Genomic DNA, 12,544 nt, shown 5'->3' with positions numbered 1-12,544 from the left:
CAGTGCTATTTTTGAAATATCGTTTGTATTGCCTCTGACGTTCTTGAAAATATTTTCTTTTCTATTATTTTTTTTTGATAGAACATTTCTTTTCGAATTTTTTTCTCAATCTCTGGATTGATTCCCGAAAGGAACACTTTATCATTCCCCTCTTTGAGTGCTTCAATAATTTCTTCAAGATACGAAATACCATCTGTATCAACATAAAATGCATGTCGAAGAGACACGATAACATATTGATTTCCGCGTATTTTTTGAACAGCCTCTAAATGGGCTGGCATATTTAAATAGGTAAGGGTTCCGGAAATTTTGTACACCACGAGATCCGATTCAATATTCACCTTCTTCAAAAATTCATTTTTAAGAACAGATTCTACCATCTTCCCATCTCTCCAAAGAAGCACCTCTGTTTCACCTTTGGCAACATTACTCACAAAAACAAGAAGAGCAATAACCGTTCCAACAAGAATACCAATAAGCGGATCGTCAACAACTGTAATAATGGCGACAAGAAGAGAAAGCGAAAAAGAGAATTTTTCCTTTTCAAAAAGATCTCGGAAATATTTTTTCTCTATCATAAAAATAGCGACAAATACAAGAAGGGAGGCGATGATCACAAGGGGGATCAGTCGAAAAAAAGAAAAAAGAATAAGCGTAATTGCCATAAGGAAAATACAATTAAGCATCCCCGATGCCCTATGAGATGCTCCGCTTTGAATATTAAGCGATGTTCTCGCAAGCGCGGCAGTTGCCGGAATACCACCAAAAATTCCAGAAAAAATATTCGCCAGAGCAAGACCAAAGACTTCTTTTGGACGATTGAATTTTGTATGAGTCATATTATCTGCGATTTGTCCCGAGAGAAGCGTTTCGAGAATAGCAACCAATGCAACAGCAAGAGACGCTACCCAAAGACTTTTTTCCTCAAAAATATCCCAAGAAACACCTTTCCACCAGAAAAAATTTCCTATTTGTGCCTGAATATTTGGATATTTATCACCGATGGTAGACAAATGTATTCCAAAAAAAGAAGAATCCTTTGTTATCCAAGAAGCAATAACACCAAGAAGTGCAAGAACAATTGCTCCCGGAAATTTTTTGATTTTCTTCCTCCATATCAATAAAAATCCCATGCTAAAAAGAAAAAGAAGAACAATCGGGAGTTGTACTTCTGAAATATGCTGAAGAATTATAAAAGTATTTTCGAGAACACTTTCTCCTTTTTCAACAGTATATATTCCCAAGGCGTTATCAACCTGACCAAGAATAAGAATAATGGCAATACCAAGGGTAAAACCATAGACAACGCTTCTCGGAATAAAGATGATATATCGATCAAGACGAAAAAAGAATGCAAAAAGCATAAGTATTCCCGAAAAAAGTGCGAGAAGCGGAAGTGCATTCCAACCATAGAAAACAGCAAACCCAAAAAGAAACCCCGAAAGAGCACCAGTAGGACCAACAATGTTGTAATGACTCCCCCCAAAAAAAGAAGCAACAAGTCCTGCCCAAAAGGCGGTAATAATCCCCTGAGTGGGAGTCGCTCCACTCGCAATAGCAAGCGCCATGGAGAGAGGAATATTTACAAGTGCAACTGTTATTCCAGATCTCCAGTTCTGAAGAACATAATCCACTTGCTTTTTCATTTTTGGGGAATTTAAGAAATTTTATAGCCTTATACTCTTCGGAAAAAGAGTGTGCAATATCATTTCTGAAATATTACCCTTTATTTTAGATCTCTTCTGCCACAAGAACGAGTCGATTTTTTGCAGTTCCAACGGGAGTACATGTCATAAGAGTAGCAATTCGCTTATCGGAAGGCTGATGAAGTACTTCTGTTTCTTGTGGAGTCACCACTTTTCGTTCGTAAATGCGATAGTGATATACATCCTGATTCCAAAATATGGTGAATTCATCTCCTGCATCAAGATCGTGCAAAAGTGCAAAGACATCCTTAAATTTCCCAGAATCCCATGGGTAGTAGGAACTATGACCAGTAATAAAAACATTTCCCAGTTGTCCTGGATTAGCAGTTCCTGGATAATGCACCACTCCATCCCGAAGTCCTTCTTGAATATCTTTTTCAAGTTGTTTCCAGTCACCATCAATAAGAGATTCTGGTCCCACTTCAACAATGGGAATATTTTTTCCAATTTTTGGAATAACAATTCGATTTTCAAGTGGTCCTACAGCAATATTAAGAGGCGGAAAGCTCTTTCGATTTTCGCGTTGGAATCCAGCAACAGGAAGAGTGGGGACAGGGAGGATATTCTTTTGGACAACATTCTGAAGAGCGATTTGCTTTTCCACCATGGAACGCGGATCGAGACGTGCAGAAATGAGCTGCTGAAGCGCAGGATAGTTCATTGCGCCAAACGAGAGGAGAAAAATAACAGCACTCGTTACAGAAAAACGCACCAGTTCTCGTAAAAATCCAGCAGACGAAGTGGAACGACTCTTCTTCTTTTTGTGATCAGAAACAATGGGAGATCGCAATCGAGATGCAACAATTGAAATTTGGTGCGGTGATACTTCGACCGATTTTTGGGAAGAGGTGGAATGGATTTTTTTCTGCGAAGACAAGGAGATAGACTCTGATACTTTCTTGTCATTTGTTAAGACGGGTGCCTCCAAAAGAAGAGAGGTTGAATCGGATTTTTTGAGAACAGCCTTTCTTTTTTCCGAATCAGAGAGAGGAGAAGATGTCGAAATTTTTGTCTCTACTACAGAAACAATTTTTTCTGTAGTAGAAATTTGCTGAGGAGCGCCATGAAAAAAAGGAGATGCTTTTGAAGCTTGATGAGAGGGAATAGAAGCAGAATTAGCGGTGCGAGTCCCCAGAGCAGACACCTTTTCTCGAGCAAGAAGAATAATGGACGGTGTTACTCTTCCTTCGGGAACACTTTGAAGTGAAGAAGACGAAATATTAGTAACAGAAGAGGTGAGACGCGCATTTTCCTTTCGTAATGCGTAAGGAATAGCTTGATGAGGAATACTCCGCAAAGGAGGAGAAACTTCTTCGGGAAGCGAAACGGCTTCTGGAGAGGCTATTACTGTTTCCTTTCGTTCAGAAGGAGTGGCAGGAATATCTTCTTTTTCCTTCTGTAACACGTAAGGAATAGCTTGATGAGGAATACTCCGCAAAGGAGGAGAAACTTCTTCGGGAAGCGAAACGGCTTCTGGAGAGGCTGTTACTGTTTCCTTTCGTTCAGAAGGAGTGGCAGGAATATCTTCTTTTTTAGATATTTTTCCGTAAACACATTTTACTTCCTGACAAGAGAGTGAAAGTGGAGAGGAGAAAGAAGATTGCGCGGTAAGTTTTTGAGAAAGAGAAACAGGGACATGGGAACTCTTTTGAAGAGAAGAAGCATTTTCCTGAAAAGGAGAGGTGGTGGATTTTTGATGATGCAATGGATTTTCTGCACGCTCGTTTTGAGGAATGTGAAACTCAGAAACAATGTCTTTCGATTCGAAAGGCTCACTCCTCTCTTTTTCATGGTTTTCAAGAAAAACCGTACTATCTAATTTTCGAGAGAGACGATAGCGCACAACTGTTTTTTCTGGAATATGAAGCACGAGAGGATGAGGATTCTGCTCTCTATGTAATTCAGACAAAAACTCAGATTGAGAAGATGGAGCGACATCACTCCGATCTTTATTGGGTATTTTTTTCCAAATTTCTTGCGGATAGAGAGGAGTTTCGTCCACAAATAGAAGGATAAGAAAATGGTCTTGATATTGTTGCATAATATATATTTATTTTCAAGAAAAATGCAAAGAAAGAAAGAGGAGTACTTGCGTTTTTTATTTCCTTTTCGGATAATGTGGGCGTTTTCTTTCCTTCTGAAGATATGGGCTCTTTTCTTGTTGGTCTACAGGTCGCACTCTCCATGCTCTTATCACTCGTTATTCTCGTACAAAACCGTGGAACAGGTCTTGGCTCCCTTGCTGGAGGGGGTGGAGGAAGTTTTCAGGCAGAACGTCGTGGTGCAGAAAAGCTCCTTCATCGTCTTACAGTTGTTTTAGGATTTGCCTTCTGTCTCAATGTTCTTCTAATTCACATTTTCTCAGATCTCTAAAGAGATTCCCTCTCTCTCTTTCTCAATGACTATTCCTTCCCTTTTCTCGAAAAAAACAGGGGTCTCTCTTTTTTTGGGTTTATTGATTATTGCCCTTCTTTCATTTGGAGCAATTTTTTACGGATTTTATCGAACCAATACAGATATTCTTCCTGCACCAGGAGGAGAAATAACAGAAGGAATGGTAGGAGCCTTCCCCGATACCCCTCTTTTTAGTCCTCTTTTTGCCACAAAAAATATTGAACAAGATGTTACACATCTTGTATTTGCAGGTCTCATGCGATACAACCCCGAAACCGAAGAAATAGAAGATTATCTCGGAACACATACTCTTTCTCCCGACAAGACTACTTATGAGTTTACCCTTCACGAAAACATTTTTTGGCATGATGGACATCCTGTAAGTGCGGATGATGTCGTCTTTACATTTCGAGATGTTATCCAAAACAAAGATTTTCCGAATACCTTTCTTAAAAGCGCCTTCTCAGATGTTACCATTGAAAAAATAGATGAAAGATCCGTGCGATTTACGGTTCCAGAAAAACGAAAAACATTTTTTACAAATTTTACCGTTGGAATTGTTCCTCGTCACCTTCTGGCAGGTATTCCTGTCAACGAGCTTTTGCAAGACAGTTTTCAATCAAATCCCATTGGATGCGGACCATATCGGTTTGAAGGAACGGTTTGGGAACCAAATTTCACACAAGTGCGACTGACTGCTTTTCCCAATTTTTTTCGCGGTCGACCAGCAATTGACTCTGTTGTACTTCGTACATACCCCTCTCTCAATACTCTCCTCGACCAGCTCTCTGAACTTGATGCCATTCGTCCACTTCAAACTCGTGAGTCTCAGGCGATTCCCTCAACCCCTCGAATGGAAAGTATCCCTTTCTACAGCCCCCAATATATTGCCATCTTTTTCAATTTGCAAAACGAAACTCTTACAACAAAAACAATTCGTCAAGCGATCCGTGCAGCAATCGACACAGATCAAATCGCTCAACAATTTCAAGGGACACGTCAAGACACACCTCTTGTAGAACTATGGCCGCAAAATGACATTGTAAATCTATCGAAAAATAGAGCTGATGAACTTATGCGATCTGCTGGCTATTTCTTCCCTCAAGAACGAGTACCATCGGAGGTTGCAGCAGAGGTCAGTGAAAACAACAACACAGAACAACCCGAAGAAGAGGAGACTCCTCAGCAAGGAGTAGTTACAACTCAAGAAAGCTCAAATGAAATGGGTCAAGAGAGTTTGGAAAATCCATTCCTTACCCCAACAAAATACATTTACGAACCATTTTCAACACAATCTGCCATCACCGGAGAATCAGCGTTCTATATCGTCGGCTCTTTTCCAAAGGGAACGGCATCTGTAGCAGTAAATGGGTATGACCTTCGCCTTTTTAATACTGCAAGCGGACGATTTTCGTATCGAGCAGATGCAGAAATTGGAACACTCAAAGAGGGTGAAAATAAATACGAAATTCACTTCTTTGATGTTAATAAAAAAGTAATAGACACAGAAGTAGTTTCGATTATTTTTGAACCAGACACGAAGAAACGCGAATTGATACGCGAAAAAGTCATTCCAACCGATCCTATTGTCTCTGAAGGAGATCAAGTGGAGCAAGAGGGGGCGTCGGAAGAAACAGCGGTGCCAGAAGAGACTGTGGAAGAAACACCTTCAGACACTACAGATACCTCGTCTTCTCTAGAAGAACCAGAAAAGAGCACGCTATTTCGCACCAATGACAAAGGAGGGCATATTCGTTTAGAGCTCTCATATTTAGAATCTTTTGATTACCTGAAGGAAATTGCAGAGATTGTTCGAGATGAATCAGAAAAAATTGGGGTAGAAGTTGTCCTTTCTCCCGAAAGCCCCGATTCGTTTCGAGAAAAGATTCGATCAAAAACATACGAGCTTCTCCTTCTCCCACAGCATCTTGGCTATAATCTTGACGCATATCCCTATTTTCACCTCTCTCAGGTTGGAGAAAATGGCTTCAATTATTCTAATTGGAAAAATTTAGAAGCAAGTATTCTCCTTGAAGAAATTCGTACAACACACGATATTGAAAAAAGACGAAACAGTCTTCTGCGCCTTCGAGACATCATTATTGATGAGGTTCCCGCCATCTTTCTTTATACTCCAGAATATGTCTGGATTTTTGACAAAAAAATAAAAAACGTTACGATAAAAAAGCTCCCGACCATTACCGACCGGTACGGAAATATTTCCTCATGGTATATTCGTGAAGGAAGACAGTTTTCAGAAGGAAGGGGTGTATCAGATTTTTTCCCATGGTTTTGGGAAAAATCAAAAAAATCGTTTTCCTTTTTTTCTCAGGAATGAACATTGTTCTCACTCAAGACGTTCGTCATGTCGGATATGCTGGAGAGATTGTTTCGGTTGCCGCAGGATACGCACGAAATTTTTTGATTCCCAAAGGATTTGCTGCCATTGCGAATATAAAAGATGTAAGACATGCGGAAGAGATTCGAAAAAATCGTGTTCGAAAGCACGAAGAAGTTCTCATGAATATTGAAAAAATTACAGAAGAGCTTAAAAACGCAGAAATTACTCTTACCGGAAAAACCTCTTCTGGAGGAAAACTCTTTGGAGGAATTGGGGAATCTGACATTGCAGAAGCGATTAAAGAACAGAAAAAGATTGAAATTGACAAGCGCTTCATCTCATTCCCCAACGGACACATCAAGACAACAGGATCACACGAGGTGAAAATCTTGCTTGGTGCGGGTAAGGAAATTCCTATCAATATTACCGTTAAGGCAGAATAGAAATTACGAAGCCGAAATATTCTGCGTCATTTCGAGAATTGTTTTTACTGAGGTATTTTTTTGCTTCAGGTACTGAAGAATTTCTCGAAGAGCAGAAGGGGTAGATCCGTAATAGTGATAATCCGTAGCTGAATCCCATGTTCCAGAGGCAGGTGTAGCATCATTAATATCATGGAACATGAGGATGAGCCATTTTCCTGAAGTAGCAGCATTATCAATCCAAGTTTTGACCTGTTCAAGAGACGTTTCTCGGTCAACCTGTTGCACCTGAAGATTATAGAGATCAATTGGTTTTTGAGAAGGATTTTCCCCTCTATCTACCCCTCTTGCGGAAAGATATCCAGCGCTCTGCACTTTTTGTTTTACTCCATCATTTTTTGATCCAAACGGATATGCAAATGTATCTGGATGGGGAACCCCAATACTCACAAGTGCATTTCGAGAGTCAGTAATCTCCTCATTGGCTTTAGCATCTGAAATAAGGGTAAGATCTGGATGTGTCTTGGTGTGTGATCCAATCTCGTGTCCTGCATTTTGTATCTCCAAAATCTGCGAAGGATTCACATAGAATGTTGATCGAGTGACAAAAATATCATCGACAAAGAGCGTTCCCGCATCGCCAATTCCCGCAAATACTTTAACGGTCATACTATTATCGGAAATGTCTGCGCTTGAAGCCCGAAACCAAGCAGTACCCATACTCCAATCTGTCGTCGGATCAAGATTTTTAATAACTTCAATATGATCCTTGCTGTTATCTGTACTATCGTATTGAGCGTATATTTTTACGGGAACCGTAGACTTGTACCAGACTCGGATATCAAAATCTGGTGCAACAAGATTCCCTCCATCCTGCGAAACATAATCCGAGAGCAAGACTCCTGTCTGGGGAACAAAGCCGGCCCATCTATTTGTATTTCCAGAGGGATTTACTACTTCAACTTTTGCCGAATACCCTGTTGTTGCTCCCAATCGATCGGGAGCAGAAGAAAGATTTGCTGTTAGAGAACCAAAATGTTGAGGAACCCATCCGGAGAAACCGGTTTGGGAATTAAGATTAGAGAAATCGGCATTTTCTACAAAGTTTAAATTACTAAGAGAAGAAATGGCATTGGTAATAATATAAAATGTCCCCTTAAATCCCGCTTCCTGAAGGAGAGGAAGTGCTGTTGTATAGTGAGATATCCATCCATCGTCAAAAGACAAAGAAACAACTGATCCACCGCCACATGTCATTTCCGCCGTTCCGTGCAATTGCGGATTAGTGTTTGATGCCGCAGGAACATCGTGTTTAATTTGGAGTTTTCCTCCAACTTTACAATAGCTGAGGTAAGTAGTGTATGCGCCTCCGGTTGCAAATGTTCCACTGAAGGCTTCTTTTCGATCACATTGTCCTTCGGCAATGGAATTAAAATTAATATTCTGTTTGAGTGTTACTGAGGGAGGAGTTTGTCCTGATCCAGCAACACGAGCAGTAGAAATTTGAACATCACTAAGGTCACAATCGCAATAGCTTATTTCATGTTTCCATTGGCTGAGGGCACTTCCGGTAAAATCAATAGTTTTCAGTTCACTATTCCCAGAAGAACAGGTTTTTGGAGGATCGACCGGTGGAAGTGTGAGCTTAGTTGCCTCGCAAGAAACAGTGGTACTTGTTCCAACGCATTGCCAATTATATGTTCCATCAGTAGCGCTCTGATCTATCCAAGAGAGTGCTCCTGCTGAACAGAGATTATCTGTAGGAGAGTTGGGAAAATTTCCTCCATTGGCGGAGCCACAAGTTCCAGTGGGAGAGCTCTCACATGTCATTTCCGCCGTTCCGTGCAATTGCGGATCAGTGTTTGATGCCGCAGGAACATCGTGTTTAATTTGGAGTTTTCCTCCAGCTTTACAATAGCTGAGGTAAGTAGTGTATGCGCCTCCGGTTGCAGATGTTCCACTGAAGGCTTCTTTTCGATCACATTGTCCTTCGGCAATGGAATTAAAATTAATATTCTGTTTGAGTGTTACTGAGGGAGGAGTTTGTCCTGATCCAGCAACACGAGCAGTAGAAATTTGAACATCACTAAGGTCACAATCGCAATAGCTTATTTCATGTTTCCATTGACTGAGGGCACTTCCGGTAAAATCAATAGTTTTCAGTTCACTATTCCCAGAAGAACAGGTTTTTGGAGGATCGACCGGTGGAAGTGTGAGCTTAGTTGCCTCGCAAGAAACAGTGGTACTTGTTCCAACGCATTGCCAATTATATGTTCCATCAGTAGCGCTCTGATCTATCCAAGAGAGTGCTCCTGCTGAACAGAGATTATCTGTAGGAGAGTTGGGAAAATTTCCTCCATTGGCGGAGCCACAAGAAGGAGAAATGGAAGAAACCTGTTCAAAACCACAACGCACTGCATCTCCAATAGCGATATTTCCCGAATCGAATGGAGTAATTTCTGCTTGATATTTTCCACTCTCCTGCGGAGCATCAACGGCAATATATGTTTCGGGAACATCTATTTCAAAACCAAGAAAATCACCAACAGCATTTAAAATACGATAGTGATATTTTTGAGGAAGAACTCCACTTTTGTGCTCCCATTCAAAAGCAATCTGAGCGCTATCGTTCTGAGATCCACACAACTTTCGACCTGAAGGGTCGGAGGGAGGAGGATCGTAGGAATTTTGACTCCGAAAGCCGAGGAATTGAATTTCTGTTCCTGTTGCAGAAACAGAATGTGTGCATTCTCCATTTTGACACACCTGTCCAGTAGAACAATCAGTATCAACCGAGCACTGAGAAGAAGTAACCAAAAGACGCGCTGCTGTGAATCCCTCCACTGTACCATCGCTCCGAACTGCTTTTATGGTAAGCACTGCTGTTCCTGTTGCTGTTGGCGAACCAGAAAAAGCACAGGTATCACTTGCAACAGAATTCCCCGATTGTGGACAAGAACTCGCAAGCTCCAACCCCGTTCCTCCACTATCTAAGGAAAACTGATAAGTAAGATGAGAAGAAGTACTTTTTGCTTTTACTAATTGAGGTGTTTGTCCAACAGAAATGTTTTGAGACAATGGAAGGGCAGTAAGAACAGGGGCACCATCCCAAGTTCCATTCCCGTTGAGATCAAAGAGCCATTGTCCATTTTGCCATGCACCAATTTCGTCAGCTCCATCTTCGTTCCAATCTCCTACGAGAGGAGTATCGCTTGATAGTCCCCATTCTTCATAACATTTATCGGTTTCACATCCATCCCAGCGTCCATTATTGTTGAAATCCAAAAACCATTTTGATCCTTGTCTCAACCCCATAGCGTCAGAACCGTTTCCGTTCCAATCCCCCAAAAATACTGTATCAAAAGGAATCCCCCAATCTGAAAAACACGTATCAACACTGCACCCGTCCCATTCTCCATTATTATTCGTATCAAAACGCCATACGTCATTTGTATTTTCACTATTCCGTCGTTTTATTCCAACTTCATCAATGTTATCTCCATTTGTGTCGCCAACCGCAACCGCGTCATATTCTACTCCCCAATCAATTACACACTTGTCTGTTATACATCCGTTCCACTCCCCATTTCCATTCATATCTAGAAGCCATTGCTTATCTCGCAAAACTCCAATTTCATCGGTTCCGTCTCCGTTCCAATCTCCAATAATTGGTTTATCTGCAACGGTTCCGAAATTTGAAATACATCCATCCAATGAACAATCATCCCAAAGTCCATTATTGTTGAAGTCAAAAAACCATTGAGAACCACGTTTTACTCCAACTTCAGGAATACCATCACCGTTCATGTCCCCAACAAACGGCTGATCTGTAGAAACACCCCACTCAGAAAAAAGGGAATCTGCTCCTGTTAAAACCTCAACACGAAGAGTTCCGGTAACCCCCTGTGTTCCTTCTGGAGGGACACAAGTCAAGGTAAAAGTAGTGGTTTCGCTCACCGCTACGCTTTCTCCTGTCGTATCTCCGAGGGGATCTTTTTTGCCACTCCATGCCCCTCCAGATGCTGTGCATGTCCAATCAGCACCAATATTTTCTGTATTCCATTTGAGCACTGTATTCCCAGAATTATTTAAAGAAGTCGGATCTGCCGTAATAGTTATCGCAGGATCTCCTGATTCATCTCTTGCCCCTTTTTGAAATGCTTGGAGTGTCCACAATCCACTGTTTGCACACTCATCATTTGTGCATCCGCAGGCTCTTGTCCCATTACCACTCCCCTCCCATTTTTCATCAGTAGCATTGTAATCACATTGATAGACAGCGATATATTGAATTTCTTCAAGCTCTTCCTTTGTAAAGGTTTCTGAAAAATTGGCAGTACCAACAAACCATTTTTTTCCATTTTCAGAGTCAAGGCTCTTATCTCCGGTGAGTGTAATGCTTTTTGTCCAATCACTTCCTCCTTTTGATATCCATGCCGTTTCCCAAACAATATGTGTGCTTTTGTTGGGATCATTTCCCGAAGATCCTTTCGCACTTGTTTCTTGACAATCCACAGTAACGGTATTTTTTTTGTCGTGATCAAGAGGAGAAGCAAAAGAATCGGGAATATCACCAGTTTTAATATCACTCTCGTTTTCCCAAAGGTGACATGCTGTGCCACCATCTGAATCCGCAGTAACTTCAATAGTCACACCAATCGATTCACCTCCATCAGAAACAGTCATTGTGAATTCGCCTTCGGTAGTTGCTTTTGTAAAAGAACATGTATTCGTTCCGTCAGTACAAGCGTTTCGACCAATACCCGTTCCCCCAGCATCATCAATAACATACACGTAATTCTCTACTCCAGCTCCTCCAGAAATATTGAGTTGTTGTGGTGTTTCACCTACGGCAACGGATTGAATTGTAGGAGAAACAGCGAGGGGGACTCCATCATCGTCTCCGCCATCATCATCGCCGCCAATTGTCACACTCTTCGTTTTGATAGTCTTATTCTTTTCTAAATCTGTTACCGTAAGCGTAACAATATATGTTCCCGATTTTTGATAGGTATGAGTAGCAGACAATTCCTTCGGTGTATTACACATGATCGTATATTTAAATTCATCCGTCCCTGGAACCCGAGGATCTGCTTCACAGCTACCCACCGCACCATTAACACCTTGTGTTATATCAACACTAATAATCTCTCTTGTTTCATCAGAAGTACACTTCTCAATTCCAACAGGATCTTGGATACTATAACAATGATCACCGCCATTATTGTCCAAGAAGGAATCAATATCACATGCATCAAGGGTACGTCCTGAACAGTCCGTACATCCCCAAAACTGATCTTCCAAAATGACTGGCTGGATTTTTCTTCCAACAGTAACATCACCAGACTTAGAAGCTGAGTCTCCAAAATCGATTTCCCAATGGAGCCTCTCATTATCGGTATCACTCACTTTTGCAAGAATCCCTATCCCAGAGGATTCTTCTATTGCAACAGTAAAAGTCTCTATTTTTGGATTCGTATCACTATCTTCATTACATTGTGGATGCAGATCTGGAGTATAAGTATTAACGGCATACAAATACTTATCGCTCTGTCTATTTTCTGCTCCGAGAGAAATTTTCCATTCGCTCATATTTTTTTCAGAATTTTCTTTCTCCACAACATTCTTTTGTAAAATATCTCCCCGTATCTCAGCCTTTTCTCCGTCAAAGGAAGAAACGA

At 41.0% G+C, this 12,544-nt stretch carries 6 protein-coding genes; 3 read left to right on the top strand and 3 right to left on the bottom strand.

Going from position 1 to position 12,544, the window contains the following annotated elements; all coding sequences use genetic code 11:
- Positions 1–5: 5 nt before the first annotated feature.
- Both IPN35_00525 and IPN35_00520 read right to left on the bottom strand, forming a co-directional pair.
- Entirely contained in the window at positions 6–1,646 is a 1,641-nt protein-coding gene (locus IPN35_00525; protein ID QQS59362.1) for a SulP family inorganic anion transporter, read from the bottom strand.
- Between the two features lie 85 nt (positions 1,647–1,731).
- The gene (locus IPN35_00520; protein ID QQS59361.1) at positions 1,732–3,708 is read right to left on the bottom strand and encodes a sortase; all 1,977 of its coding nucleotides are present in this window, start codon (positions 3,706–3,708) and stop codon (positions 1,732–1,734) included.
- Between the two features lie 143 nt (positions 3,709–3,851).
- On the opposite strand from IPN35_00520, the gene secG reads away from it, so the two are divergent.
- From secG to rplI, 3 genes are all read left to right on the top strand, one after another.
- A complete protein-coding gene (secG, locus tag IPN35_00515) occupies positions 3,852–4,079 on the top strand; it encodes a preprotein translocase subunit SecG (protein ID QQS59360.1) in 228 nt (75 codons plus the stop codon).
- 82 nt (positions 4,080–4,161) lie between these two features.
- Complete coding sequence (locus tag IPN35_00510; GenBank protein QQS59359.1) at positions 4,162–6,438, top strand: hypothetical protein; 2,277 nt, start codon at positions 4,162–4,164, stop codon at positions 6,436–6,438.
- A complete protein-coding gene (rplI, locus tag IPN35_00505) occupies positions 6,435–6,884 on the top strand; it encodes a 50S ribosomal protein L9 (protein ID QQS59358.1) in 450 nt (149 codons plus the stop codon). The genes IPN35_00510 and rplI overlap by 4 nt, the downstream gene beginning before the upstream one ends.
- A 3-nt stretch (positions 6,885–6,887) precedes the next feature.
- Here rplI and IPN35_00500 read toward each other — a convergent pair whose 3' ends face one another.
- Positions 6,888–12,455, bottom strand: a complete 5,568-nt coding sequence (locus tag IPN35_00500) for a polysaccharide deacetylase family protein (GenBank protein ID QQS59357.1) — start codon at positions 12,453–12,455, stop codon at positions 6,888–6,890.
- Positions 12,456–12,544 lie beyond the last annotated feature (89 nt).

Source organism: Candidatus Peregrinibacteria bacterium, from assembly GCA_016699755.1.
Lineage (GTDB): Bacteria > Patescibacteriota > Gracilibacteria > CAIRYL01.
Note: the sequence above shows the minus strand (reverse complement) of the source record. Positions and strands in the feature narration are given on the sequence as shown.